Source organism: Streptomyces sp. WAC 01529 (genome assembly GCF_003945545.1).
GTDB lineage: Bacteria > Actinomycetota > Actinomycetes > Streptomycetales > Streptomycetaceae > Streptomyces > Streptomyces anatolicus.
In genome coordinates this window covers 783,306-809,857 of sequence record NZ_CP029617.1, presented here as the reverse complement: position 1 = coordinate 809,857, position 26,552 = coordinate 783,306, and the positions used below count along the sequence as shown (strand labels likewise).

24 protein-coding genes are annotated in these 26,552 nt (G+C 73.0%); 12 read left to right on the top strand and 12 right to left on the bottom strand.

Annotated features, from left to right (window positions below; genetic code table 11):
• Window positions 1-199 precede the first annotated feature (199 nt).
• A complete protein-coding gene (locus tag DMA15_RS03335; protein ID WP_125511155.1) occupies window positions 200-2,542 on the top strand; it encodes a hypothetical protein in 2,343 nt (780 codons plus the stop codon).
• Here the strand turns inward: DMA15_RS03335 and DMA15_RS03330 are convergent.
• The 4 genes from DMA15_RS03330 to DMA15_RS03315 all read right to left on the bottom strand — a co-directional run bounded on the left by DMA15_RS03330 (window position 2,502) and on the right by DMA15_RS03315 (window position 7,174).
• On the bottom strand, window positions 2,502-4,904 hold the full coding sequence (locus DMA15_RS03330; RefSeq protein WP_125511154.1) for a right-handed parallel beta-helix repeat-containing protein: 2,403 nt from the start codon (window positions 4,902-4,904) through the stop codon (window positions 2,502-2,504). The two genes, DMA15_RS03335 and DMA15_RS03330, sit on opposite strands and share 41 nt — an antisense overlap.
• A 173-nt stretch (window positions 4,905-5,077) precedes the next feature.
• A complete protein-coding gene (locus DMA15_RS03325) occupies window positions 5,078-5,683 on the bottom strand; it encodes a hypothetical protein (RefSeq protein WP_125511153.1) in 606 nt (201 codons plus the stop codon).
• A gap of 158 nt (window positions 5,684-5,841) precedes the next feature.
• Window positions 5,842-6,666 carry an MOSC N-terminal beta barrel domain-containing protein gene (locus DMA15_RS03320; protein ID WP_125511152.1) on the bottom strand — a complete coding sequence of 275 codons (825 nt, stop codon included), beginning with the start codon at window positions 6,664-6,666 and terminating at the stop codon, window positions 5,842-5,844.
• An 82-nt stretch (window positions 6,667-6,748) separates the two neighbouring features.
• On the bottom strand, window positions 6,749-7,174 hold the full coding sequence (locus tag DMA15_RS03315; RefSeq protein ID WP_125511151.1) for a DUF6643 family protein: 426 nt from the start codon (window positions 7,172-7,174) through the stop codon (window positions 6,749-6,751).
• A 302-nt stretch (window positions 7,175-7,476) separates the two neighbouring features.
• Here DMA15_RS03315 and DMA15_RS03310 point away from each other — a divergent pair, with 302 nt between their 5' ends.
• Window positions 7,477-8,751, top strand: a complete 1,275-nt coding sequence (locus tag DMA15_RS03310) for a TerD family protein (RefSeq protein WP_125511150.1) — start codon at window positions 7,477-7,479, stop codon at window positions 8,749-8,751.
• Between the two features lie 6 nt (window positions 8,752-8,757).
• Here DMA15_RS03310 and DMA15_RS03305 read toward each other — a convergent pair whose 3' ends face one another.
• Entirely contained in the window at window positions 8,758-9,945 is a 1,188-nt protein-coding gene (locus tag DMA15_RS03305; protein WP_125511149.1) for a glycosyltransferase, read from the bottom strand.
• Between the two features lie 58 nt (window positions 9,946-10,003).
• Between DMA15_RS03305 and DMA15_RS03300 the strand changes: the two genes are divergently transcribed.
• From DMA15_RS03300 to DMA15_RS03270, 7 genes are all read left to right on the top strand, one after another.
• Window positions 10,004-10,792 carry an aspartate/glutamate racemase family protein gene (locus DMA15_RS03300; protein WP_125511148.1) on the top strand — a complete coding sequence of 263 codons (789 nt, stop codon included), beginning with the start codon at window positions 10,004-10,006 and terminating at the stop codon, window positions 10,790-10,792.
• 66 nt (window positions 10,793-10,858) lie between these two features.
• A complete protein-coding gene (locus DMA15_RS03295; RefSeq protein ID WP_125511147.1) occupies window positions 10,859-11,416 on the top strand; it encodes a hypothetical protein in 558 nt (185 codons plus the stop codon).
• A gap of 73 nt (window positions 11,417-11,489) precedes the next feature.
• On the top strand, window positions 11,490-13,079 hold the full coding sequence (gene lnt, locus DMA15_RS03290; protein WP_125511146.1) for an apolipoprotein N-acyltransferase: 1,590 nt from the start codon (window positions 11,490-11,492) through the stop codon (window positions 13,077-13,079).
• Between the two features lie 9 nt (window positions 13,080-13,088).
• On the top strand, window positions 13,089-13,583 hold the full coding sequence (locus tag DMA15_RS03285) for an NUDIX domain-containing protein (RefSeq protein ID WP_125511145.1): 495 nt from the start codon (window positions 13,089-13,091) through the stop codon (window positions 13,581-13,583).
• 79 nt (window positions 13,584-13,662) lie between these two features.
• Window positions 13,663-14,853, top strand: a complete 1,191-nt coding sequence (locus tag DMA15_RS03280; RefSeq protein ID WP_164551677.1) for a methyltransferase — start codon at window positions 13,663-13,665, stop codon at window positions 14,851-14,853.
• A gap of 195 nt (window positions 14,854-15,048) precedes the next feature.
• Entirely contained in the window at window positions 15,049-17,412 is a 2,364-nt protein-coding gene (locus DMA15_RS03275) for a phosphoketolase family protein (protein ID WP_206302912.1), read from the top strand.
• Entirely contained in the window at window positions 17,402-18,058 is a 657-nt protein-coding gene (locus DMA15_RS03270; RefSeq protein ID WP_125511142.1) for an alpha-ketoglutarate-dependent dioxygenase AlkB, read from the top strand. Before DMA15_RS03275 ends, DMA15_RS03270 begins: the two co-directional genes overlap by 11 nt.
• Window positions 18,059-18,070: 12 nt before the next feature.
• Here the strand turns inward: DMA15_RS03270 and DMA15_RS03265 are convergent, their stop codons facing one another.
• Window positions 18,071-18,565 (bottom strand): methylated-DNA--[protein]-cysteine S-methyltransferase, encoded by a 495-nt coding sequence (locus DMA15_RS03265; RefSeq protein ID WP_125511141.1) that lies wholly within the window; start codon window positions 18,563-18,565, stop codon window positions 18,071-18,073.
• 208 nt (window positions 18,566-18,773) lie between these two features.
• Here DMA15_RS03265 and DMA15_RS37900 point away from each other — a divergent pair, with 208 nt between their 5' ends.
• Entirely contained in the window at window positions 18,774-20,795 is a 2,022-nt protein-coding gene (locus DMA15_RS37900) for an NADPH-dependent 2,4-dienoyl-CoA reductase (RefSeq protein WP_125511140.1), read from the top strand.
• A 22-nt stretch (window positions 20,796-20,817) separates the two neighbouring features.
• Window positions 20,818-21,351: a PadR family transcriptional regulator gene (locus tag DMA15_RS03255; RefSeq protein ID WP_125511139.1), complete on the top strand. Its 534-nt coding sequence runs from the start codon at window positions 20,818-20,820 to the stop codon at window positions 21,349-21,351.
• 164 nt (window positions 21,352-21,515) lie between these two features.
• On the opposite strand, the gene DMA15_RS03250 is transcribed toward DMA15_RS03255, so the two are convergent.
• On the bottom strand, window positions 21,516-22,022 hold the full coding sequence (locus DMA15_RS03250; protein ID WP_125511138.1) for a hypothetical protein: 507 nt from the start codon (window positions 22,020-22,022) through the stop codon (window positions 21,516-21,518).
• A 198-nt stretch (window positions 22,023-22,220) separates the two neighbouring features.
• Complete coding sequence (locus DMA15_RS03245) at window positions 22,221-22,649, bottom strand: nuclear transport factor 2 family protein (protein WP_125511137.1); 429 nt, start codon at window positions 22,647-22,649, stop codon at window positions 22,221-22,223.
• A gap of 112 nt (window positions 22,650-22,761) precedes the next feature.
• Between DMA15_RS03245 and DMA15_RS03240 the strand changes: the two genes are divergently transcribed.
• A complete protein-coding gene (locus tag DMA15_RS03240; RefSeq protein ID WP_125511136.1) occupies window positions 22,762-23,334 on the top strand; it encodes a PadR family transcriptional regulator in 573 nt (190 codons plus the stop codon).
• Window positions 23,335-23,343: 9 nt separating this feature from the next.
• On the opposite strand, the gene DMA15_RS03235 is transcribed toward DMA15_RS03240, so the two are convergent.
• The 4 genes from DMA15_RS03235 to dhaK form a co-directional block, all read right to left on the bottom strand.
• Window positions 23,344-24,312, bottom strand: a complete 969-nt coding sequence (locus tag DMA15_RS03235; protein ID WP_125517253.1) for a fibronectin type III domain-containing protein — start codon at window positions 24,310-24,312, stop codon at window positions 23,344-23,346.
• Window positions 24,313-24,472: 160 nt separating this feature from the next.
• Entirely contained in the window at window positions 24,473-24,883 is a 411-nt protein-coding gene (locus DMA15_RS03230) for a PTS fructose transporter subunit IIA (RefSeq protein ID WP_125511135.1), read from the bottom strand.
• Window positions 24,876-25,502 (bottom strand): dihydroxyacetone kinase subunit DhaL, encoded by a 627-nt coding sequence (gene dhaL / locus DMA15_RS03225; protein WP_125511134.1) that lies wholly within the window; start codon window positions 25,500-25,502, stop codon window positions 24,876-24,878. Before dhaL ends, DMA15_RS03230 begins: the two co-directional genes overlap by 8 nt.
• 40 nt (window positions 25,503-25,542) lie before the next feature.
• A complete protein-coding gene (dhaK, locus tag DMA15_RS03220) occupies window positions 25,543-26,535 on the bottom strand; it encodes a dihydroxyacetone kinase subunit DhaK (RefSeq protein ID WP_125511133.1) in 993 nt (330 codons plus the stop codon).
• Between the last annotated feature and the right edge of the window lie 17 nt (window positions 26,536-26,552).

Here is a 26,552-nt window from a genome sequence, read left to right as displayed (position 1 = left end):
TGCTCCGCCTCTTCGCACCCTCCGCGCCCGTCCGGCGCGCACAGCCTCATCCTCGCATGTGCCACTGACACCCGTGCCACCACCCGCGCGCGGTTCGCGCCCGCCCCGGAAGGGGGAGATTACGTAACGAGGGGTGCGCCGGGACCCGCGAGCCGAGATCCTTGTGCCCACACCACGCACATCTCGGGGGAAGCCAACAGTGGAGCGTGCGACGCAGGACGAGACCGCCCTGGAACTACTGGTCCACGGAGTGGGGGGCACCACACCGGATCAGATGCTGGGCGATCCACGGACCGTCAGAATCTCCGGCGACGACACAGCGGCCGTCTTCCGCCGCACCGAGGACGCAGACGCCGAGCGGCGCCCCGACGACTACCGGGGCAAACCGGTCCCCGAGGCGTACGTCTGGTGCAACCTCACCTCCGGCAACGGCTCCCGCGCCCTGTGGCTCCTGCTGCTGCCCTTCATGGTCGTCAACCTCGCCCACTGGATGCGGCCCATCTCCCGCCACCGCCGGCCCCTCGTCCGCACCTACGGCCTCCTGGTCCGGCTGACCGGACTCACCCTCACCGTGCTGCTCGTCGCCGCCGCCTGCGAGGTCGCGCTCGACCTCATGGCCTGGCAGTGCGCGGGCACCCCCGAGTGCGCCGCCGACCGCGCCTGGCTCGGCTTCCTCGCGGCCGACGAGGCCGGGCACGGCGGCTGGTGGTCACAGCCCGGCCGCCGGCTCGCCCTCGCGGCCCTGCTGCCCGCCACCCTCACCGGCCTGCTCTGGTACCTCTCCCACCGCACCTGGAGTGCGTACGAGTCCCAGCAGCCGCTGCCCCACCAACTCGACGCCGAGGAGGAGGAGACGACCCGCACCGCGCTCGGCAGGCCCGGGTTCTGGTACGGCCGCCGCCTCGTCGCCCGGCTGCGCGCCGCCCACACCGCCGCGGGGCTGCTCACCGTCGCCGCGGCGGTCGGCGCCTCGGCCGCGCGGCACGACCGGCGCCCCGGCGGCCCCGCGCTCCTCGACCTCCTCGGCTGGGCCCTCGTCCTGACACTCGTCCTGGGCGGGGGAGCCGTCGTCTGGGTGGTGTGCCGCAGGGGGCGCAGCGAACACAGACTCGACCGCAAGCTCGACCGGGCCCTCGTGCGCGGGCTCCCCCTGGCCGCGCTCGCCCTGCTCGTCCTGACCTTCGTGTACGCGGGCTGGTCGCGCCCCGGCTGGCGGTCCGAGGGCAGGCTGCCGGGCGACGCGACCTTCGGCGGCATCGCCCTCGTCCAGGGCCTGCTCGTCATCGCCCTCGCGGTGGCGGCGCACTGCCTCTACCGCACCTCGCCCGACGCCCGCACCGCCATCCGCGGCCTCGGCGGCCCCGCCGTCGCCATGCTCGCCTGCGCTCTCGGCGGGGTGATGTCCGGCGGCGGCGCACAGCGCGTGGCCGACTGGCTGGACGGCACCCAGGGCTCGATCGCCGGACCGCCGGTGCTGCTCACGTGGCAGGCGTCCGTGATCCCGCCCCTCCTGGTCGTCGTCGCCGTACTGTGCGGCTGGCTCGGCCTGCGCACCCTCCAGCGCAAGCGCCGAGAGATGACGAAGGTGCTGCTCGACTACCCCGGCGAGCCCAAGGACTCCGCGCGCACCCGCCGCATCGCGGGGACACGCGCGCGTGCCGCCCTCACCGACCGCGCCCCCCTGCTCGTCGGCATCATCTCCGCCGTCACCCTGCTGCTCGGCGCGGGAGCCCTCGCCGGGGCGTGGCTGACGGAGAAGGTCCCCGCGAAAGCGGTGCAGGGCACGCCCGACATCGTGGAGGGCGCCGGGGAGACGTCCCAGGCACTCGGCTCCTGGCTGATCGGCTTCGGCTTCATACTCTTCGTCACCTGGGGCCGCCGCGCCTACAAGGACGCCTCCGCCCGCCGCACCATCGGCATCCTCTGGGACGTCGGTACGTTCTGGCCGCGCGCCGCCCACCCCTTCGCACCGCCCTGCTACGCCGAGCGCGCGGTCCCCGACCTGACCTGGCGCATGGCCGCCTGGACCCGCGCCACCAGCGCCACCGGCGGACACCTCGTCATCTCCGGGCACTCCCAGGGCAGCGTCCTCGCGGCGGCCGCCGCCTGGCAGCTGCGCCCCTCGGTCCGCAGGCGCGTCGCCCTGCTGACCTACGGCTCACCCCTGGAGCGCCTCTACGGCCGCTGGTTCCCCGCCCACTTCGGCCCCGCCGCGCTCACCTCCCTGCACCGCGAGGTCGACTGCTGGCGCAATCTGCACCGGCCCACCGACCCGATCGGCGGCCCCATCGGCCTGCGCGGCGACTGCGGCCCGCAGGTCGACCGCGCCGCGCTCAAGGACCCGCTCGCCTACGGCCGTACGGAGGCCCACCCGCTCCCGGCACCCATCCATGGCCACGGGGACTACCAGGCCGACCCCGCCTTCGCGGAGGAACGCGCCCGCCTCCTCGCCCGCCTCAAGGCGGTCGTGCCCTCCCCGCGGCCCGCGGCCACGGAAGCGGTCACACCGGCTCCGGCAGATCCTCCGGATACAGCAGGGTGAGGTCGTCCGTGCTCGGCTCGGGCAGCTGGGCGACCCGGCCCGCGTGCCGCTCCACCATCGCCTCGAAGGTCTGCCGCGCGGTGCGGCCGTTGCCGAACGCCGGACCCTTCGGAAGCGCCGTGAAGTACTTCAAGAGCGCCTCACCGGCGCCCGTGCCCAGGCGGTACTCGTGCTCCTCGGCCTGCTGCTCCACGATCCGCAGCAACTCCTCGGGGGCGTAGTCGCTGAAGGTGATGGTCCGCGAGAAGCGGGACGCCACACCCGGATTGACGGAGAGGAAGCGCCGCATCTCCTCGGTGTAACCCGCCACGATCACCACGACGGCCTCGCGGTGGTCCTCCATCAGCTTCACCAGCGTATCGATGGCCTCACGGCCGAAGTCGCGCCCGGAGTCCTCGGGGGAGAGGGCGTACGCCTCGTCGATGAACAGCACACCGCCGCGCGCCCGGTCGAAGGCCTCCTGGGTGCGGATCGCCGTCGAGCCGATGTGTTCGCCGACCAGATCGACGCGCGAGACCTCCACGAGGTGGCCGCTCTCCAGGACGCCGAGCGAGGCGAGGATCTCGCCGTAGAGCCGTGCGACGGTCGTCTTGCCCGTGCCCGGCGAGCCCGTGAAGACCAGGTGGCGGCGGACGGACGCGGCCTTGAGCCCGGCCTGCTGCCTGCGCCTGCCCACCTCGATCATGTCGGTGAGGGCGCGCACCTCCCGCTTGACGCTGTCCAGACCGACCAGCGCGTCGAGTTCGCCGAGCACTTCCTTGGAGGCGCGGGCGCTCACCTCCGGCGCCGCGGGCCGCGGCGGCTGCGCGGGGACCGAGCCGAGCAACCCCGCGGTCTGCGTGGCCGTCTGCACGGCGGGCGCCTCCAGCGGCGCCGACCCCGGGGCGCGCGGGCCGCCGCTCTCGTCACTCGTGCACTCCTCGACGAGCGGGCCCTCCTCCGAGAACTCGAAGCCGCCGCGCGCGCACCGCTCCGTGCGGCACTTCTTCAGTGTCGTACGACATCCGTCGATGACGTGGAAGCCGTAACCGCCGCTGCCGCTCACCCGGCAGCCGTGGAAGCTGCCCCGGCCGCCCGCGGAGACGTAGAAACCGGCCTCGGCGGGGGAGGTGACCGTGCAGCGCTCGATGGTGGGGTCCGCGCCCTTGGTGACGATCACGCCCGTCTGGACGGCGTCGACCGTGCAGTTGGCGAGGGTGCCGCCGCTGCCGTGGTCGCGGAACCACGCGCCCGTGGCCGCCTCGCGGATGCGGCAGTCGTCGAGCTGCGCGGTCGCGCCGTCGCTCACCGACACCGCCGTGTTGCGGACCTGGGAGAGGTCGCTGTCGACGACGTCGGCGCGCGAACCGCGGTCCAGGACGAAGAGCGCGTCCGGCACGTCCCGCACCCGGCACGACTCCAGGACGGCCGTCGCGCCGTCGCTGACCCACACCGCCGGATAGTCGCCCGTACTGTCGTGGATCTCGCACTGGTTGGCGTCCACGCGCGTGCCCGGGTCCCACACCGACAGGCCGTTGCGCCCGAAGCGGTGGACCGTGGAGCGGGTCAGCGTGAGCACGGAGCGCGAACGCAGGTCGATCGCGTTCTCCGGGATGTCGTGGATGCGGCAGTCGGCCAGCGTCAGGACGGCGTCCGTGTCGAGCGTGATGCCGTCGGAGGTGGTGCGGTGGACGTCGCAGTCGGTCAGATGCGCCGAAGCCCGCCCGGTGATGTGGACGCCCGCGCCCTTGACCTCGTACACCTCGCAGCCGATGGCCTCCAGACCGCTGTGCTCGCCGGTCACCGAGAGCCCGGCGCCCGAGGCGTGGTGCACCCGGCAGCGCTCCAGGCGGGGGTGCGCCCCGCCGCGCACCGCGATGCCGGACTGGCCGGCCGCGACGATCTCGCACTCCTCGAAGACACCGCCGCCGCCGTCGAGCACCGCGATGCCGATGCCGCCGGGGTTGTCGACGGTGCAGCGGCGCACCGTCGGACGGGCGCCGCCGCGGACCTCTATGCCCGCCGCGGAGCGGGTCACGACACGGATGTCGGCCAGCTCGGGGGCGCCGTCCTCGACGAGCAGCGCGGGCGCGGAGGAGTCCTGGCCCTCGACGTGCAGGTCCTGTACGACGGCGGACGCGCGCACCGTGAGCGGCACCCCCTCGGACGGGGCGATGCGCACCGAACCGGCGGAGCCCTCGGTGCCGCGCAGGGTCACCGCGCGCTGGACGACGAGGTTCTCGCGGTAGGTGCCCGGGGCGACGGTCAGTATGTCGCCGTCGCTCGCCGCCTCCAAGGCAGCGGCGAGCGAGGCGTACTCGCCGGTGCGGCGCCGCCACCGCGACGTGCCGGTGTGCGTCACCTGGACCGTGCCCTGTGCCATGGAGTTGCTCTGCCCCCACCTCGTCGTACGCGGGTCTTGCACCGGTGTGCGCGATGTGCCGCATCGCCGCGCAAGGAGCCGAAGAGTTCGGCCGGTCCACCGTAGCGCGCGTGAGCAGGGCGAGTTGACCCGATCGCCGGGCTCCCACCTGTGGGGGGCCGCCGAGCGGCGGGTCAGGAGCCCGCGCCGGTCCTGCCCCAGTCGGGCCCCGCCTTGGCCCATGCCTGGTCCAGGCGGGCGAAACGTCCCCGCTCGACGCGCCACAGGACGATCCTGCGGGTGCCCTCGATCAGCGCGACGCTCGCCGTGGCCGCGCCGAATCCGGCGAGGGCCGCGTGCGTGGTCGCGGTGGCGGTGTCCAGCGGGCGCCCGACGACATGGCCCCGCTCGTCGGTCCACAGCTTGAAGTGGTCGCCGGGGCGCGGGGTGTTGAGCCGGGCCATGACGACTCCGGAGCGGTCGGTGCCGTCCGGGGCCGTCCAGCGCGCGAGCACGCGGCTGTGGGCGTCGCGCGCCGACGAGGTCTCGGGGTCGGGGTCGAGCGGGGGAGAGGAGACCCTCCGCAGGACCGTGCCGACGATCGCGTGGCGGGCCTCGCGCTGCTCCCGCACCGAGGTGAGCAGGGCGTCCCGCGAGAGGTCGGTGGTGAGCGTGCCGATGACGGGGACGGCGACGACGATCAGCACCAGGGCGGCGAGGGCCAGCCACGCCTCGGCGAGGTCGGTCCCGCGGCGCAGCGGATTGTGCCGCCAGCGCCAGAGTCCGACGATTGCCCGCACAGCCCTGCACCCCCTTCCGCGTCCGTCTTCACCAGGAACGGCACGGCCCGTGCGCGGGTGGCGAGAGAGCGCGAAACCAGCCTGCGGAGTCGCCCTCTCTTCGCGTCCACGAAGTCAACGACCGTGCTCCGCCGACGAGTTCCCCATCCGGACGCCGATCATTCGAGGATCTTGAAAGCGTCACCGACGCGGATGACGCCGGTGGACTCGGGCACCAGGTTCTGCCCGAAGACGAGCCGGTCGCCGAAGCGGCGGTGGCGGGCGAGCGTGCGCAGCGGCTCCTTGCCGCGCTCCGCGGTGTTCTGGTCGGTGGTCGTCACGACGCAGCGGCCGCACTTCTTGGCGACGCGGAAGGTGACGTCGCCTATGGCCACCCGCTTCCAGTCGTCCTCGGCCCAGGGCGGGGTGCCGTCCACGACCACGTTGGGCCGGAAGCGGTTCATCGGCAGCGGGCCCTCGTCAGCGTGGTCACCCTGGGCGATCAGGGAGTTGAGGGCGTCGAGCGAGGAGAGCGTGGTGAGCAGCAGCGGAAAGCCGTCCGCGAAGCTGACCGTCTCCCCCTCCTCGCCGTACGCGGGGTCGACGGGGCGGCGCTTGGCGGGGTCGTCGAGGTGGACGAGCCGCACGTCGATGTCGAGGTACGCGCTGAACCAGGCGTGCGCCTCGGCGCTCGCGGGCACCGCCTCGACCTTGTCCTTCCAGATCTCCACCGGCACCGTCTCGACGGGCTCGGGGACCGCGATCGTCAGCGCCCTCCTGCCGGGCGCGGACACGCGGAGGCCGCCGCCGGGCAGCAGCTCGGCGGCGGCCAGCGCCATGCGCGGATGCGGCCGTTGGGAGATGAAGCGGCCGTCTTCGTCGATCAGCATCCACCGTCGGTCCCCCGCGAGCCCCCAGGGCTCGACGACGGCCTCGCGGGGCGCGTGCCCCTGGGCCGCCTTGAGCGGGTGGACGTGGATCGACCGAAGCGCTGGATTCGACATGAGGACATCCTGCCAGCAGCCACTGACAGCGATGCCCCCGGGCGAGCGGTCCCCCGCGATCACTCCCCGCGATGCCCGGCGATCAGTACCCGCGGTAGGGGCGGTTGTACGGGTCCTCGTACGGCGCGGGTGCGGGACGCGGCGCCGCGGGGCGCATCGCCTCGTACCCCGTGCCGCCCGCGGGCCGCTGGGGCTGGGCGCCCGGGTAGCCGCGCGGGCCCGCGGCCTGCTGCGGGATGTACGGCGCGGGGGCCTGTTGCAGCGGTGCGGGCTGCGGGGCCTGGCCATAGCCGTACGAGGGGTTGTGATGCGAGGGGGCGGCCGGCAGGGCGGGCAGCGCGGCCGGGAGGGCGGGCAGGTGGTTACCCGTGTCGTACGCGGAAGGAACCCGGATCGGGGCGATCTGAGGAGTGCCCCGCTCTGCGACGAGGGAGTCGTAGATCGGAGTGTCCGTGAAGGACGGCGCGGAGTAGTAACCGCCGCCATAGGTGGAGCGGGGGGAGGTCATGCTCCATAAGTTAAGCCCTTGATGTGCTGGTTGGGGAGACCGATAAGAGGGTTGTTTTACGTGTCGGCAGGGATGACGGACCCCCAATGCGAGCGAACTTGGGAAAATCGGTCGCCGAAGGGCGTACGGATCGTGTAAAGGCCGAGTTCCCGGAGGGTTACCCGGGGTCGGCCCCCGGGTGGACGGGAGGGCCCGCCGATACGTGGTCGTGGGCCTCGCGGTGATCCTGGTAATAGGTTGGCCGCCAGACGAATCGGCGGCCCTGCCGGACGCGGCGACTTGCGATGGGGGCGGACATGACAATGCCTAAAGGATCGAATGTTCCCGTACCGGCACCCGCCGTGCGGGTCGAACTGGGGTGGGCCTCCGGCGCCGGTGTGCCCGACGCCGACGCGTCCGCCCTCTTGCTGGCCTCCTCCGGAAAGGTGCGCTCGGACGCGGACTTCGTCTTCTACAACCAGCCGGCGCACTCCTCCGGAGCGGTGCGGTACGAGGGCAAGGAGCGCTCCGGCGCCGGTGTGAGCGATGTGCTGACCGTCGACCTCGCGCGCGTGGAGCCCGCGATCGAGACCGTGGTGCTCGCCGTCTCCGCCGACGGCGGCACGTTCGGGCAGGTGCCCGGCCTCTACATCCGGGTGCTCGACGCGGCGAGCGGCGCCGAACTCGCGCGCTACGACAGTACGGACGCGACCGTGGAGACGGCCTTCGTCCTCGGCGAGCTGTACCGGCGCCAGGGCGCGTGGAAGTTCCGCGCCGTCGGCCAGGGGTACGGCAGCGGGCTGGAAGGGCTCGCCACGGATTACGGGATCACGGTGGACGAGCCGCAGCGGGCGGCGCCCCCCGCGGCGGCCCCAGCGGCCCCGCCCGCGCCCGCCGCCGCCCCGCCCGCAGCTGCCGCCGCCCCGCCCGTGGCCCCGCCCGCGCCCGCCGCCGCGCCCGTGCGCCTCACCAAAGTCACCCTCACGAAGGACGCCCCGTCCATCTCGCTGACGAAGCAGGGCGGCACCTCGGGCGGCATGCGCGTGAACCTCAACTGGCAGACGCGCAAACAGTTCAAGGGCTGGGGCGCGAAGCTCGGCAGGGCCGTCGCCATGCACGCCGATCTCGATCTGGACCTCTGCGCGCTCTACGAACTCACCGACGGCCGCAAGGGAGTGGTCCAGGCCCTGGGCAACGCCTTCGGAGCCCTGCACCAGCCTCCGTACATGCTGCTCGACGGCGACGACCGCACCGGCGCCGTCGACAGCGGCGAGAACCTCACCATCAACCTCGACCACATCAAGGACTTCCGCCGCATCGTCATCTTCGTGACGATCTACGAGGGCGCGCGCAGCTTCGCCGACCTCAACGCCACCGTCACCCTCCAGCCGCAGCACGGCGCCCCCGTCGACTTCTCCCTCGACGAGTGCACGGTGCCCTCCACGGTGTGCGCGCTGGCCCTCCTCACCAACACCGGCGGCGACCTCGTCGTCCAGCGGGAGGCCCGCTACCTCGTGCCGGAGCGCGGCGTCAGCCCGCAGCGCACCATCGACCACGCCTACGGCTGGGGCATGAACTGGACCCCCGGCAGGAAGTGACCACCCTCAGGGCCGCTCCGGTGCGACCTCCGCGGCGGTGTCCGGACGCGCGTACGTACGTCCCTTCCACGCCGCGCCACGCCCCCTGTAGTGCTGCACCGCCGAGTCCACGGTCATCAGGAGGTACAGGAAGGCGGTGACGGGCAGCAGGGGAGCGAGCCAGAGCGGCTGCCCGTAGTAGCGGAGCATCGGCAGATACGTCCCGGCCATCACCAGCCACGCCAGGCCGCCTGCCGCCGCTGCCGGGGTGCTGCCGGTGACCAGGCCCGCGACGAGGCAGACCGGGGGAGCGAGGTACACCACCGCGAGCCCGGCGACCGTGCCGACGAGCAGCAGGGGGTTGTGCCGCAGCTGGGCGTACGCGCTCCGCGAGACCATGCGCCACAGGTCCGCGAGGCGGGGGTAGGGGCGGACGCTGTCGACGCGCTCGGCGAGCCCGAGCCAGAGGTGGCCCCCGGAGCGCCGCACCGCCCGCGCGAGCGCCACGTCGTCGATCACCGCGTGCCGGATGGCGTCGGGGATCCGCGCCCGCTCGGCGGCGTCGGCGCGCAGCAGGACGCAGCCGCCCGCCGCCGCGGTCGTCCGTGCCCCCTTCCGCCCGATCCGGCGGAACGGATAGAGCTGCGCGAAGAAGTAGACGAACGCCGGGACCACCAGCCGCTCCCACGGGCTGCGCACCCGCAGCCGGGCCATCTGGGAGACCAGGTCGAAACCGCCCGCCTCCGCGGCGGCCACCAACTCCCGCAGACTGTCCGGCGCATGGGCGATGTCCGCGTCGGTCAGGAGCAGATACTCGGGCTCCCGCGCGCGGGCGAGGCCGATTCCGTGGCGCACCGCCCAGAGCTTGCCCGTCCACCCCTGGGGCGGTTCACCGGGGGAGCCGACGGACAGCGGCAGCCCGCCGTGCCGCTCGGCCAGCGCGCGGGCCAGCTCGCCCGTGCCGTCCGAGCTGCCGTCGTCGACGAGGAAGACCTCGGCCCGGCCCGGATAGTCCTGCGCGAGCAGCGTCGGCAGGCTCATGGGCAGCATGTCGGCCTCGTCCCTGGCCGGTACGACGACACAGACCGACGGCCACCGAGCGGGCTCCCCACGCGGTGGCAGACGCACGTCCGTACGCCAGAAGAAGCCCTGCCCCCACAGCAGCCACAGCCACGCGGCGAGTGATCCGGCGGCGGTCCACGCAACGGCGCTCATCCGCCGAAGTCTGCCCCACGGGACGGGGCCTGTGGGGCCCATCGACTATGGTGACCGGGTGAAGATCGCGCTCATGGACTCCGGTATCGGACTGCTCGCCGCGGCGGCCGCGGTGCGGCGCCTGCGGCCCGACGCCGATCTCGTGCTCTCCTCGGACCCCGACGGAATGCCGTGGGGACCGCGCACCACGGAGGACCTCACCGCGCGGGCGCTCGCCGTCGCCGAGGCCGCCGCCGCCCACCGGCCCGACGCGCTGATCGTCGCCTGCAACACCGCCTCCGTGCACGCGCTGCCCACCCTGCGGGCCCGCCTGGAGCCGGGCATCCCCGTCATCGGCACCGTGCCGGCCATCAAGCCCGCCGCCGCGGGCGGTGGCCCCGTGGCCATCTGGGCCACGCCCGCCACCACCGGGAGCCCCTACCAGCGGGGCCTCATCGAGCAGTTCGCGAGCGAGGTGGCCGTCACCGAGGTGCCCTGCCCCGGCCTCGCCGACGCCGTGCAGTACGCGGACGAGAAGGCCATCGACGAGACGATCGCCGCCGCCGCTGCCCTCACCCCGCCCGATGTAAGGGCCGTCGTCCTGGGCTGCACCCATTACGAGCTGGTCGCCGAGCGTATCCGCGCCGCCGTGCAGCAGCCCCATCTGCCGCCCCTGGTGCTCCACGGCTCGGCCGGTGCCGTCGCCGCCCAGGCGCTGCGCAGGACCGGCGAGCGCCCCGGCGCCGCCCCCGACGCCGCGGCTCCCGGGCTCACCGTGCTGCTCAGCGGCCGCGAGGAGCAGCTGCCGCGCGAGGCGCTCACGTACGCCGAAGGGCGCATGCTCGCCGCGGTCAGCCCCGCCCTCTGAGCCGCCCCGGCGGTCACTCTCCGCGACGCGGTGCCTTCGCACTGGAACGTGAGTAGTCTCGGAGGCATGAAGGACCGAGCCCACGAGGAACACGTCGAGGGGGCCACGGCCGACGGCCTGCCCGAGGTCTGGACCGGCCGCGCGACCAACCGCGTCCAGTGGCTGCTGGCCTCCGCGGGCGCCGCCTGTCTGGCGCTCGGCATCGCCCTGGCGGTCGGCTCCATGTGGTCCTCGGGCATCGCCCCGCTGCTCATGTCCGTCGTGGGCTGCATCGCCGCCGGCCTCCTGATGCTCTTCGGGACCCTCGCCTTCGTCCATGTGGCCGTGAAGATCGACAAGGACTTCCTCGAAGTGCGCTGCGGCCACCTGGGCCTGCCGCGCCGCCACATCCCCCTCTCCCACGTCGTCGGCGCGGACTTCGCGCCCACGGTCACGCCCCGGCAGTGGGGCGGCTGGGGCTACCGCTGGCGGCCCGAGAAGGGCACGGCGGTCGTGGTCCGGCGCGGCGAGGGCCTGGTGATCAGGCTCGGCGACGGCCACAAGTTCACGGTGACGGTGGACGACGCCGAGTCCGCGGTCCGCGCGATCCGGGCCCACCTGAAGCCCAGGGGCACGCCGCTCTGAGCGCCGCCGACGGGGCCTGCCGTGCGGGCGACCACGCTGTCGGCGCCCGGATGACGCGCCGTACACTCCCCGAGTGACCGCCACCACCACTCCCGTAGACGAGCCGGAACAGCTCGATCCGCAGCCCGCGCGGGGCTCTCGTGCCGAGCGCGTCCTGCGGGGCCTCGGGCCCGCCGCCGCGGCCGCCCTCTCCGGAGTACTCCTCTACGTCAGCTTCCCGCCCCGCACGCTGTGGTGGCTCGCGCTCCCCGCCTTCGCCGGCTTCGCCTGGTGCCTGCGCGGCCGCGGCTGGAAGGCGGGCCTCGGCCTCGGCTACCTCTTCGGCCTCGGCTTCCTGATGCCGCTCCTGGTGTGGACCGGCGTCGAGGTCGGCCCCGGCCCGTGGCTGGCGCTCGCCGCCATCGAGGCCGTCTTCGTCGCCCTGGTGGGCGCGGGGCTCGCGGCGGTCTCCCGGCTGCCCGGGTACCCGCTCTGGGCGGCGGCCCTGTGGATCGCGGGGGAGGCGGCACGCGCGCGTGTGCCCTTCAGCGGCTTCCCGTGGGGGAAGGTCGCCTTCGGTCAGGCGGACGGCGTCTTCCTGCCGCTCGCCGCGCTCGGCGGCACCCCCGTGCTCGGGTTCGCGGTGGTCCTGTGCGGCTTCGGGCTGTACGAGATCGTGCGCCAGGTCCATGACGTACGCACCAGCCGGGTCCTGCGCCGGGGGGCGGCCGCCGCGGCCGTGCTCAGCGTGCTCGTCCCGCTCGTCGGCGCCTTCGCCGCCCGCCCGCTCGTCAGTGACGAGGCCGAGGACGGCACCGCGACCGTCGCCGCGATCCAGGGCAACGTCCCGCGCGCGGGACTCGGCTTCAACGCCCAGCGCCGCGCCGTCCTCGACCACCACGTGCGCGAGACCGAACGACTGGCCGCCCGCGTGAAGGCCGGCCAGATCAAGCGCCCGGACCTCGTGCTGTGGCCGGAGAACTCCTCCGACATCGACCCGTTCACCAACCCCGACGCGCGCCGGGAGATCGAGAACGCCGTCAAGGCGATCGGGGTGCCCGTCTCGGTGGGCGGTGTCGTCGAGAGGAAGGACGGCAAGCTCTACAACGAGCAGATCCTGTGGGACCCCGAGAAGGGCCCCACCAGCACCTACGACAAGCGGCAGATCCAGCCGTTCGGCGAGTACATCCCGCTGCGCGGCCTCATCGGCGTCTTCAGCAGCGACGTCGACATGGTCCGCCAGGACTTCAGCCGCGGCTCCGAGCCCGGCGTCTTCACCATGGCGGGCACCGAGGTGGGCATCGCGACCTGCTACGAGGCGGCCTTCGACTGGGCCGTGCGTGACACCGTGACCCACGGCGCCCAGATCCTCTCGGTGCCCAGCAACAACGCCACCTTCGACCGCAGCGAGATGACCTACCAGCAGCTCGCGATGTCCCGCGTCCGCGCGGTCGAGCACAGCCGGGCCGTCGCGGTCCCGGTGACCAGCGGCGTCAGCGCGGTGATCATGCCGGACGGCACGGTGAAGGCGAAGACGGAGTGGTTCACCGCGGACTCGCTCGTCGAGGAGGTGCCGCTGCGCTCCTCGCGGACCCCGGCCACCCGGCTCGGCGTACTGCCCGAGGGCGTCCTGGTGCTGATCGCCGCGGGCGGTCTGGGCTGGGCGGTGGCCCGGCGCCGTTAGGGTCGGACCATGGCTACCCCTGACTTCATCCGCGCCCTCCGGGCCGACGCCGGCCAGCAGTTGCTCTGGCTCCCCGGCATCACCGCCATCGTCTTCGACGACGAGGGCAGAGTGCTGCTCGGACGGCGTTCCGACAACGGCAGGTGGTCGGCGATCGGCGGGATCCCGGAGCCGGGGGAGCAGCCCGCGGAGTGCGCGGTGCGCGAGGTGTACGAGGAGACCGCGGTGCGCTGTGTACCCGAACGCGTCGTCCTCGTACAGGCACTCGAACCTGTCACCTATCCCAACGGCGACACGTGCCAGTTCATGGACATCACCCTGCGCTGCCGTGCCGTCGGCGGCGAGGCGCGCGTCAACGACGACGAGTCGCTGGAAGTGGCGTGGTTCTCCGTGGACGCGCTGCCGGACCTGCACGAGTTCTCGCTCTCCCGCATCAAGCAGGCGCTCGCGGACGACCCCACGTGGTTCGAGCCGGTCGCGGGAGCGGTGAGGCCCGCGGGCTGACCCCCGCGCCCCGGAGGCCCCCGGCACCCCGTGGTCCCCTCCGTCGGCCCCCCGTGCCCTCCGTTAGCCTGAGGGCACGATGAACCGTTTGAGCACGTCATGGGGCGCGTACGACCTCACCCGCTTCCCGGAGGATCCCCGCGACCAGCTGCGCGCCTGGTCGGCGGCGGACGCCTATCTGCTGCGGCACCTGGCAGGCGAGGAGGAGACGGCGGCCGTCGGCCTCCCCGGCACCGCGCCCGTCGACCTCAGCGGCACGGTGGCCGTCGTCGGCGACCGGTGGGGGGCGCTGACCACCGTCCTCGCGGGCCACGCGCGCGTGCCGGTGCAGATCACCGACTCCTTCCTCGCCCAGCAGGCCACCCGGGCCAACCTGGCGCGGGCGGGCCACGCACCGGACGCGGCGCGGCTCCTGACGACCAGGGAGGCTCCGCCCGCCCGGATCGACGTCCTCCTGATCCGCGTACCGAAGAGCCTCGCGCTCCTGGAGGACCAGCTCCACCGGCTCGCGCCCGCCCTGCACGAGGGCACCGTCGTCATCGGCACCGGCATGGTCACCGAGATCCACACCTCGACCCTGGAGCTGTTCGAGCGGCTCGTCGGGCCGACGAGGACCTCGCTCGCCCGGCAGAAGGCGCGGCTCATCTTCAGCGCCCCCGATCCGGCGCGCACGCCCGGCCCCAGCCCGTGGCCCGGCAGCTATGTGCTGCCCGCCGACTCCGGGGCGGGCGCCGGTCTGACCGTCGTCAACCACGCGGGGATCTTCTGCGCCGACCGGCTCGACATCGGCACCCGCTTCTTCCTGAAGCACCTGCCTCGCGCCCGCGCCGGGGCGCACGTCGTCGACCTGGGCTGCGGCAACGGCGTGCTCGGCACCGCCGTGTCCGTCGCCGAACCGGGCGCGGACGTCACCTTCATCGACGAGTCGTTCCAGGCGGTCGCCTCCGCCGAGGCCACCTTCCGGGCCAACGCCGGCGAGGGCGCCGACGCCGATTTCGTGGCGGGCGACGCGCTCGCCGCCGTACCGCCGGGGAGCGTGGACCTCGTACTGAACAACCCGCCGTTCCACAGCCACCAGGCCACCACCGGCGCCACCGCCTGGCGCATGTTCAGCGGTGCGCGCGCCGCGCTGCGGCCCGGCGGTGAACTGTGGGTCATCGGCAACCGCCACCTCGCCTACCACGTGAAACTCCGCAAGCTCTTCGGCAACGCGGAAGTCGTGGCGAGCGACCCGAAGTTCGTCGTGCTGCGGGCGACGAAGAGCCGGTAAGGGGTCCGGGCGGTCCCTCTCGGGGCCGTCCAGCGCTCGCGGCGGCGCCGGGGCGGTGGCAGCGTCGGGGGAGGAGTGCCGAGCCCGGCCCGTTCCGTACGACTGATCCGGCGCTCCCGTGGAACCCGTGCCCCAGTCACGTATCCCCGGACCCCGCCGCACACCCGACCCTCGCGAGGAGACCTCATGGCGCCCATGGCGAAGGAGGACCTGGCGGCACTCGACGCACACTGGCGTGCCGCCAACTACCTGTCCGTCGGCCAGATCTATCTGATGGGCAACCCGCTGCTGACCGAGCCCCTGCGGCCCGAGCACATCAAGCCGCGCCTGCTGGGCCACTGGGGCACCTCACCCGGCCTCAACCTCGTGCACACCCATCTCAACCGCGTCATCAAGGAGCGCGACCTGGACGCGCTGTGCGTGTGGGGGCCCGGACACGGCGGACCGGCCGTGCTCGCCAACTCATGGCTGGAGGGCAGCTACACACAGACGTATCCGGCCGTGACGCGGGACGCGGCGGGCATGGGGAAGCTGTTCCGGCAGTTCTCGTTCCCCGGCGGCGTGCCGAGCCACGTCGCGCCCGAGACGCCCGGCTCGATCCACGAGGGCGGTGAGCTGGGTTACTCCCTCGCACACGCCTACGGAGCCGCCTTCGACAACCCCGACCTGGTCGTGGCCTGCGTGATCGGTGACGGCGAGGCGGAGACCGGGCCGCTCGCCGGATCCTGGCACTCCAACAAGTTCCTCGACCCCGTGCACGACGGCGCGGTCCTGCCCATCCTCCACCTCAACGGCTACAAGATCGCCAACCCGACGCTGCTCGCCCGGCTCCCCGACGCCGAACTGGACGCGCTGCTCAAGGGGTACGGCCACGAGCCGCTGTACGTCGCGGGCGACGACCCGCTCACGGTCCACCACACGATGGCCGAGGCCATGGACAAGGCACTGGACCGGATCGCCGCCCTCCAGCGGGCCGCCCGCGGCGGTGGCGCGCACAGCCGCCACCGCTGGCCCGTGATCGTGCTGCGTACCCCCAAGGGTTGGACAGGACCCCGGTTCGTCGACGGGGAGCCGGTCGAGAACACCTGGCGCGCCCATCAGGTGCCGCTCTCCGGAGTCCGCGAGAACCCCGACCACCTGCGGCAGTTGGAGCAGTGGCTGCGCTCGTACCGGCCGGACGAACTCTTCGACGCGGACGGCGGCCCCACCGGGGAGGTGCTGGCGTGGGTGCCCGAGGGCGAGCGTCGGCTCGGCGCCACCCCGCACGCCAACGGGGGCCTGCTCAGCCGTGCGCTGCCCCTGCCGCCGCTGGAGCGCTTCGCCGTCACCGTGGACAAGCCCGGCGCCACCCTGCACGAGCCGACGCGGGTCGCCGGAGAGCTGCTCGCCCAGGTGATGGCCGACACGGCGGGGCGCCGCGACTTCCGCGTGGTGGGCCCCGACGAGACGGAGTCCAACCGGCTCGGCGCGCTGTACGGCGCCACCGGCAAGGCCTGGCAGGAGCGGACCCTCGACACCGACGAGCACCTGACCCGCGACGGCCGCGTCATGGAAGTCCTCTCCGAGCACCTGTGCCAGGGCTGGCTGGAGGGCTATACGCTCACCGGCCGGCACGGCCTGTTCTCCTGCTACGAGGCGTTCGTCCACATCGTCGACTCGATGGTCAACCAGCACATCAAGTGGCTGAAGACCTCGCGCTCCCTGCCCTGGCGCGCGGCCGTGCCGTCCCTCAACTACCTGCTCACCTCGCACGTGTGGCGCCAGGACCACAACGGTTTCTCGCACCAGGACCCCGGCTTCGTGGACCACGTGCTCAACAAGAGCCCCGATGTCGTACGCGTCTATCTGCCGCCGGACGCCAACACCCTGCTCTCGGTGACCGAGCACGTCCTGGCCAGCCGCGACTACGTCAACGTGGTCGTCGCGGGGAAGCAGCCCTGCTTCGACTGGCTCTCCCTCGACGAGGCCCGCGCCCACTGCGCGCGCGGCGCGGGCGTCTGGGAGTGGGCGGGCACGGACGACGGCACGCGCGACCCCGACGTGGTCCTCGCGTGCGCGGGCGACGTGCCCACCCAGGAGGTGCTTGCCGCGGCGAGCCTGCTGCGGGAGCTGCTGCCCGACCTCGCCGTGCGCGTCGTCAACGTCGTCGACATCGCCCGGCTGATGCCCCGCGAGGAGCACCCGCACGGCATGTCCGCCTCCGAGTTCGACGCGCTGTTCACCGGCGACCGGCCGGTGATCTTCGCCTATCACGGCTACCCGTGGCTGATCCACCGCCTCGCCTACCGCCGCACCGGGCACGCGAACCTGCACGTGCGCGGCTACAAGGAGGCGGGCACGACGACCACGCCGTTCGACATGGTCGTCCGCAACGACCTCGACCGCTACCGCCTCGTCATGGACGTCATCGACCGCGTGCCCGGCCTCGCCGAGCGCGCCACGGACGTACGGCAGGCGATGGCCGATGTCCGCACCCGCCACCACGACTGGATCCGCGAGCACGGCACCGACCTGCCGGAGGTCGCCGACTGGACGTGGCCGCAGACCAGTGGCGGATGAGCTGTTCCCCCGGGCCCGCACCGAGATCGGCCCGGGGGCCGTGCACCTCCCGGACTGGCTGGCGCCGGAGGAGCAGCTGCGGCTGGTCGAGGCGTGCAGGCAGTGGGCGAAGCCGCCGGCGGGACTGCGGCTGGTCAGGACGCCCGGGGGCGGGACGATGACGGCGCGGCAGTTCGGCCTGGGCTGGCACTGGTTTCCGTACGGGTACGCGCGCAGCGCCGTCGACGGGGACGGGGCGCCGGTGAAACCGATGCCGCCATTCCTCGCCGACCTGGGGCGCTCGGCGGCTGAAGCGGCGGGTTACGGCGGCGAGGAGGCGTATGACATCGCGCTGGTCAACTTCTACGACGCCGACGCCCGCATGGGCATGCACCGCGACAGCGACGAGAAGTCCGGCGCGCCCGTGGTGTCGCTGAGCCTCGGCGATACGTGCGTCTTCCGCTTCGGCAACCCGAAGACACGTACGAAGCCGTATACGGACATCGAGCTGCGCAGCGGCGACCTCGTGGTGTTCGGGGGGCCGTCCCGCCTCTCCTACCACGGGGTGCCGCGGGTGCTGCCCGGCACGGCGCCGCCCGCGCTCGGGCTGACCGGTCGGTTGAACATCACCCTGCGGGTGAGCGGGCTGCGGGAGGAGGGGTCGTGAGCCCGACGGCTCTTACGCCTCCAGGTCGAGCAGCTGCCGCTTGCGCTCAAGGCCGCCCGCGTACCCGGTGAGGGAGCCGTCGGCGCCGATCACCCGGTGGCAGGGGCGCACGACGAGCAGGGGGTTGCGGCCGATGGCCGTGCCGAGCGCCCGGACGGCGGCGCGGGAGAGGCCCAGCTGCTCGGCGAGGCGTCCATAGGTGGTCGTGGTGCCGTAGGGGACGGTTTCCAGGGCGTCCCAGACCCTGCGCTGGAAGGCGGTGCCCGCCCCGGCGGCGTACTCGATGTCGAAGTGGGTCAGGCTCCCCGCGAAGTACGCACGCAGCTGTGCGGCGATGGCCTCGAACGCCTGCTCGTCGCGGACCCAGCCGTCCAGGACGACGGCCGCGCCCTTCTGGCCCGGCATGGACAGTGAGGCGAGCGCGGTGCCGCCCTTGGCGGTGGGCGATGCCTCGCCCACCAGCAGCAGCTCGCCCAGCGGGCTGTCGATCGTCGTGTAGACGGTCATCGGACTCTCCTCGGGTGTTTCTGTGACTGGCATCCAGTCTGCGTCCCGCGCGGGGCGGCGGCTGGCGGGATTCGGACATGGCGCTCATCTGGCGCCCCGGTGGCCCGCGGGGGCCGTGAGACGCCGCTCACGCTTTATGCAACTAGTTGCACAACACTTCGGGCGTCGTCTACAACTGTCCTGTAGACACCGCGTACGGAGGGCCCGCATGAGCCGTTACCCGAACCTGCTGAACCCGCTCGACCTGGGCTTCACCACCCTGCCCAACCGGGTCCTGATGGGCTCCATGCACGTGGGCCTGGAAGAGGCGCCGAACGGGTTCGCGCGCATGGCGGAGTTCTACGCGACCCGCGCGCGCGGCGGCGTCGGCCTCATCGTCACCGGCGGCATCGCCCCGAACGACGCGGGGCGCCCCTACGAGGGCGGCGCCAAGATGACCACCGAGGCCGAGGCGGAGCAGCACGCGGGGATCACCGCCGCCGTGCACGCCGAGGGCGGCCGGATCGCGATGCAGATCCTGCACTTCGGGCGGTACGCCTACCACGACAAGCTGGTCGCGCCGAGCGCCCTCCAGGCGCCCATCAGCCCCTTCGTGCCCCGCGAACTCACAGACGACGAGGTCGAGCAGACCATCGAGGACTTCGTCCGCGCCGCCGGACTCGCCAAGTCCGCCGGGTACGACGGCGTCGAGATCATGGGCTCCGAGGGCTATCTGATCAACGAGTTCATCGCGGCCCCCACCAACCGGCGCGCCGACCGCTGGGGCGGCGCCTACGAGAACCGCATCCGCTTCCCCGTCGAGATCGTCCGCCGCACCCGCGAGCGCGTCGGCCCGGACTTCATCCTCATCTACCGCCTCTCCATGCTCGACCTGGTCCCCGGCGGCTCCACCCTCGACGAGGTCATCCACCTCGCCAAGGAGATCGAGGCCGCGGGCGCCACGATCATCAACACCGGCATCGGCTGGCACGAGGCCCGCATCCCCACCATCGCGACCTCGGTGCCGCGCGGCGCGTACACCTTCGTCACGAAGAAGGTGATGGGCGAGGTCTCCGTGCCGCTCGTCACCACCAACCGCATCAACACCCCCGAGATCGCCGAGCAGTTGCTCGCCGAAGGCGCCGCCGACATGGTCTCCCTGGCCCGCCCGCTCCTCGCCGACCCCGACTTCGTCGCCAAGGCGAAGGCCGAGCAGTCCGACGCGATCAACACCTGCATCGGCTGCAACCAGGCCTGCCTGGACCACACGTTCAACCTCCAGATCACCTCCTGCCTGGTCAACCCGCGCGCCTGCCACGAGACCGAGCTGGTGCTCTCGCCGACCCGCACCAAGAAGAGCGTCGCCGTCGTCGGCGCGGGCCCCGCCGGACTCGCCTTCGCCGTCTCGGCGGCCGAGCGCGGCCACGACGTGACGCTCTTCGACGCCGCCCCGGAGATCGGCGGGCAGCTCAACGTCGCCCGCAAGGTCCCCGGCAAGGAGGAGTTCGACGAGACCCTGCGCTACTTCCGCACCCAGCTCCGACTGCGGGGCGTACGCGTCGAGTTGAACACCGTCGTCACCGCCGAGGAGCTTGCCGACGCCGCGTACGACGAAGTGGTCGTCGCCACCGGCGTCACCCCCCGCACCCCCGACATCCCCGGCATCGACCACCCCAGCGTCGTCGGCTACCTCGACGTGCTGCGCGGCGACGCGCCCGTGGGGGAGCGGGTCGCGATCCTCGGCGCGGGCGGCATCGGCTTCGACGTCGCCGAGTACCTCACCGACGGCGGCGAGAAGGCGAGCCTCGACCCGGCGACGTACTTCCGCCAGTGGGGCGTCGACATGGAGTACCGCGAGCGCGGCGGCCTCACCGAGCCGGAGCGGCCCACCCCGCCGCGCACGGTCCACCTGCTCCAGCGCAAGTCGTCCAAGGTCGGCAAGGGCCTCGGCAAGACCACGGGCTGGATCCACCGCACCGAGCTGCGCCACCGCGGCGTCGCTATGGTGGCGGGCGTGAGCTACGACCTCATCGACGACGCGGGCCTGCACATCACCGTCGACGGCGTCTCCTCCGTCCTGCCCGTCGACACCATCGTCCTGTGCACCGGCCAGGAACCGCGCCGCGGCCTGTACGAGGAGCTGCTCGCCGCCGGGCGCAGCGCGCACCTCATCGGCGGCGCGGACGTGGCCGCCGAGCTGGACGCCAAGCGCGCCATCAAGCAGGGCACGGAGCTGGCCGCTTCCCTGTGAGCCCGTCCCTAGGATGGCCCCCATGTCACTCCCGCACGCGATCCTCACCGCCCTCCTGGAGAAGCCGTCGTCGGGGCTCGAACTGACCCGCAGGTTCGACAAGTCGATCGGCTACTTCTGGTCGGCCACGCACCAGCAGATCTACCGCGAGCTGGGCAAGCTGGAGCGTGAGGGGGCGATCCGCGCGCTGCCCCGGCAAGGGGCGACGCGCGGCCAGAAGAAGGAGTACGAGGTCCTGCCGGCGGGCCGCGCCGAACTGGCCCGCTGGACCGCCGCGAGCCAGGACCCGAAGCCGATGCGCGACACCCTCCTGCTGCGCCTGCGGGCCGCGGCGGTCGTCGGCACGGACGGCATCCAGGCGGACCTGCACCGCCATCTCGACCTGCACCGACGCCAGTTGGCGGAGTACGAGGAGATCGAGCGGCGCGACTTCCCCCCGGGCAAGGACGCCGTCGAAGACCGGCTGCGCCATGTGGTGCTGCGCGCCGGCATCGACCTGGAGACGTTCTGGACGCGGTGGCTCACGCGGACGATCGAGGAGCTGGAGGCGCCCTAGGCCTTGGCCGGTCGCTCACCTCACTGGCGTGGCCTCCGGTAGGGGGGCCTGGTGCGGGGCCGTGCGGTGACCGACCGGCCGGGCCCATACGGCGGCTGCCGCCCACCCGGCGTGATGACGGGTGGGCGGCAGCCGTAGGTGCCGCTGTCGCTGTGGATCCGGCGTCAGAGCCGGTTGCCCGCGGCGCGCCGCCGCAGGTACCAGACGCCGCCGCCCGCCGCCGCCATGGCCACCAGGGCCCCGCCGGTGACGAGCGTGAGCGTGCCCCGGTCCTCCGAACCGCCCCCGAGTCCGCCCCGGACACCGCGCGAGGGCGCGGCCGTCGAGGAGGCCGTCGGCGTGGTGCCGACGGTGACGGTCTGAGGCCCGGCCTGCGAGCCGTCCTGACAAGCGACCAGGACCGTGTAGGTGCCGGCACTGACATTCCGCCAGGTGGCGCTGCCGTTCGACAGCGGCATCTGTTGACCTCCGGCGAAGCTCGCGTTCGCGCCGCCCATCAGTGAGGCCGTCCCGCCCGTGGCACACGCCGCGGTGGTGACCTGCACGGTGGAGCCGGTGGCGGTGACGGTGATCCCGCCACCCGCGAACGCCGACGGAGCGGCCAGCGCCAGCGGCAGCGCGGCGGCGGCTACGGTCAGGCCGGCACGGACATATATCTGAGTAGTACGCATGCGTCTGCCCTCCGGTGGCACGGGAGGCGGTACAACCCATGCGCCGCCGCGAATCGGGGAACGCCCGTGCTACCTGACGAAGAGCCAACGTGCCGTGGGCCGGGACCGCATGCGGACTGCCTCCGGGCAGGTGACGGAATCCTTCGTCCGGCGCACAGCTGACCCGCCGTCACCTGCCTCGGCCGGCCCGGCGGGGTCCTACTCGACCGCCGGGACCAGTCCGTCCGCGACCAGGCCCTCGTACACCGCCTGCCCCAGCGCCTGCACCGCGGACTGCGGGCGCACCATCACGGTGAATTCCTTGATCCGGCCCTCCGCGTCGAAGTGCAGCAGGTCGATGCCGTGGATCTCCTTGCCCCGCACCGTGGCGCGGAACAGCAGGACGGCCGACTCGGCCTCGCTGCCGTCCGCGCTCGTCCGGGCCTCTCCGGCGAACGACCCCACGTACCGGAAGTCCTCGAACGTCCGCAGCAGCACGCCGAGGAGCCCGAGCATCATCGGCCTGCCCTCGAAGGGCGTGAACTTCACCGGGCTGTAGAAGCGGATGTCCGGCGTGAGCAGCTCCTCCAGCGCGTCGAGGTCGCCCTTCTCGACGAGGGCGCGGAAGCGGGTGGCGGTGGGGTGCATGAGGATCCTCCGAGGTGTACAGCCGCAAGGACAGTCATAGTCATCAATCTGACTATTCAGATTGTTGACTATGATGGAGGCGCGAGGCGGCGAAGGAAAGGGGATCCACGCGATGGCTCTGCGGCACGCGGTGCTCGCGGCACTGCTGGACGGCGAGTACAGCGGCTATCAGCTGGCCAAGGGCTTCGACATCGGCGTGGCCAACTTCTGGCACGCGCTGCCCCAGCAGCTCTACGCCGAACTCGCCAAGCTGGAGACGGAAGGCCTGGTCACCGGCCGGGAGGTCGTCCAGGAAGGCCGCCCGAACAAGCGGCTGTTCCGCGTCACCGAGGCGGGGCTCGCCGAGATGGAGCGGTTCGCGGCACGCGCCGCCAAGCCGTCCTTCATCCGCGACGACCTGCTGGTCAAGGTGCAGGCCGTCGACGGCGTCGCCGCCGCACCGGTGATCGAGCAGCTCACCGAGCGCGCCCAGATGGCCGACGCCAAGATCGAACTGCTCGAAAAGCTGCTGGTGAAGTTGCGCGGCGGCGCGGACGAGGAGGAGTTCCTGCGGACCGGCGAGCGCGTCGGACCCTATCTGACCTGTCTGCGCGGGCTCGCCTTCGAACGCGAGTCCCGTGACTGGTGCCGGCGCGCGGCGGCCCTGCTGAGCGAGCGGACGGCCGCGGCGCGCGGACGCGGTTGAGGGGCGGGCTCAGCCCGTGGTGACCGTCCGCTCGGCGGAGTAGGCGCCCCACGTCCCGTCGGGCAGCCTCGGGCGGATCCGCACCCGGTGCCGCTCACCGGCCTTCCTGCCGATGTAGAAACTGTGCTCGGCCTTGTCCCGCGGCGCCGTCCCGCCGAAGACCAGCGAGGTGGCGGTGCGGCCGTCCAGCTGGATCTGATACTCCGTCACCGCGCCGCCCGTGCGCGGCGGTGTCCAGGTCAGATCGATGTAGTACGCCCCGTCGGCGCGGTGCGTCGCGGCGCGGAACCCGGCGGGCGCCGTCTTGCGCCCCGAGTCCTTTCCCGCGGCGGTGGTGAGGCGGACCTCGGGGCTCGCGGGCGAGAAGTTGTCGGCGGCGTCGCGCGCCTTGACCGTGAAGGTGTAGTCGGTGCCGGGCCGCAACCCGGTGACCAGCGTCGCGGTCTGCCCGCCGCCCACGCTGTGGATCTTCGAGGCGCCTTGATAGATCTCGTACGAGGCCACGCCTCGGTTGTCCGACGACTTCCCCCAGGTCAGCATCGCCGACCGGCTCCCCTCCGCCTCGCCGCGAAGCCGCGCGGGGCGGGTCGGGGGCTCGCGGTCGGCGGCCGCCGCAGCGGGCGTCGTGACGGACAGTCTCCTGCTGTCCGGGCTGACGTTGCCCTCGGCGTCACGGGCGCGCACGGTGAAGGCGTACGTCGTCGACGGCTTCAGGCCGGTGATGTCCACCATGTGCTTCGCGCCGGGCACTTCCTTGACCTTCTTGGCGTCGCGGTAAACCTCGTAGCCGGTCACCTCGGTGTCGTCGGTGGCCTGGTTCCACATGACGTGGGCGGTGGTGGCGCTGCCCGCCTCCACGGTGAGGCCGCGGGGTGCCGCCGGGGGCCGGGTGTCCCGCCGGTCGTCCTGGCCGCTCCAGCCGCAGCCGCCGAGCGCGGCCGCGGCGAGGACGGTCAGCAGGGCCAGGGGGGTGGTCAGCCGGAGGGTCCGTCGCACGGTGCTGCCTGCCTTCCACTCGGCGGCATTGGTCCGGACCTATTTGACACGGGTGACGGGGGCACATCAAGAGGGTGGACGTCGTACACACGAGAACGGTGACCCCCTGGCCGTCACCATGGGGCCTCCGGCAGCTCGCGGCTCACACCTTGCGGTAGTCGTACGCCTCCATGGCCGCCGCCTCCACCGCGGCGAGGTCCGCCCCGGCCGACGCGGTCACCACGGCCGCCACCGCTCCCTCCACGAACGGGGCGTCCACCAGGCGTGCGCCGTCCGGGAGTTCGTCGCCCTCGGCGACGAGTGCCTTGACGGTGAGGACGGCGCTGCCGAGGTCGGTGAGGATCGCGACGCCCGCGCCCCGGTCGACCCGCGCCGCGGCCGCCGAGATCAGCTCCGCACTCGTCCCGAAGCCCCCGTCCTCCGTCCCGCCCGCGGCCGCCACGGGGGCGGTGGCGCCGCCCCTGGCCAGCCCCGTGGCGAGGGCGGCGACCGCGTCGGCGACGGGACCGCTGTGCGACACGAGGACGACGCCGACCAACGGTTCGTCAGCCATGGCCGGGCTCCCGCTCGTCCGTGCCGCGCGCGGTGTCGGCCAGCGCCTCGAAGAGCAGCGCCGAGGAGGTCGCGCCCGGGTCCTGGTGGCCGACGCTGCGCTCGCCCAGGTAGCTGGCCCGGCCCTTGCGCGCCCGCAACGGCGTCGTCGCGAGCGCGCCCTCCCGCGCGGCGTCGCGCGCCGCGCCGAAGGACGTGCCGAGCGCGTCGACGCCGGGGACGAGCGCGTCCAGCATCGTCTTGTCACCGGGCGCGGCGCCACCGAGCGCCGCCACGGCGTCGACGCCGGTACGCAGCGCCTCGGCGAACCGCGCCTCGTCGACCTCCCCGTCGTCGCCGAGCGCCTTGCCGGTGCGGCGCAGCAGGGTGCCGTAGAGCGGCCCCGACGCGCCGCCCACGGTGGAGATCAACTGCCGCCCCGCCAGGGTGAGGACGGCTCCGGGGGTGGTGGGCGCCTCCTTCTCCAGGGTGGCGGCGACGGCGGCGAAGCCGCGCTGGAGGTTGCTGCCGTGGTCGGCGTCGCCGATGGGCGAGTCCAGCTCCGTGAGCCGGGCCGCCTCGCGGTCGACGGCCGCGGCGGCGTTCGTCAGCCAGCGGCGGAAGAAGTCGGCGTCGAGCACAGGTTCTCCTTTGCGCGGTCAGGGGACTGGTACGGGCGTGTCAGACGCCCCAGCGCAGCGCGGCCGTGCTGACCGGCGCGTCCCAGAGTCGGAGCAGCTCCTCGTCGACCTGGCAGAGCGTCACGGAGGCCCCGGCCATGTCCAGTGAGGTCACATAGTTGCCGACGAGAGTGCGCGCCACGGGCACGCCTCGCTCGACGAGCACGCGCTGCACCTCGGCGTTGAAGCCGTACAGCTCAAGGAGGGGCGTGCCCCCCATGCCGTTGACGAGCAGCAGCACCGGATTGCGCGGGCGCAGATCCTCCAGTACGGCGTTCACGGCGAAGTCGGCGATCTCGCGCGAGGTCATCATCGGGCGCCGCTCACGCCCCGGCTCGCCGTGGATGCCGACGCCCAATTCCAGCTCCCCGGCGGGCAGATCGAAGGTGGGGCCGCCCTTGGCCGGGGTGGTGCAGGCGGTCAGGGCCACGCCGAAGCTGCGCGCGCTCTCGTTGACCCGCCGGGCGATCGCCTCGACCCGCTCAAGGGGCATGCCCGCCTCGGCGGCCGCGCCCGCCAGCTTCTCCACGAAGAGCGTGGCGCCCGTACCCCGGCGCCCGGCGGTGTAGAGGCTGTCGGTGACGGCCACGTCGTCGTCGACGAGCACCTTCGCCACCTGGATGCCCTCGTCCTCGGCCAGCTCCGCAGCCATGTCGAAGTTGAGCACGTCACCGGTGTAGTTCTTCACGACGAACAGCACACCCGCGCCGCTGTCCACGGCGGCCGCGGCCCGCACCATCTGATCCGGCACGGGCGAGGTGAACACCTCTCCGGGACAGGCGGCGGAGAGCATGCCCGGCCCCACGAACCCGCCGTGCAGCGGTTCGTGCCCGGACCCGCCTCCCGAGACGAGGGCGACCTTCCCGGCGACGGGGGCGTCCCTGCGGACGATCACGCGGTTCTCGACGTCGACGGTCAGCTCGGGATGCGCGGCGGCCATGCCGCGCAGCGCGTCGGCGACCACGGTCTCGGCGACATTGATCAGCATCTTCATGGATACCTCCTGTCCAT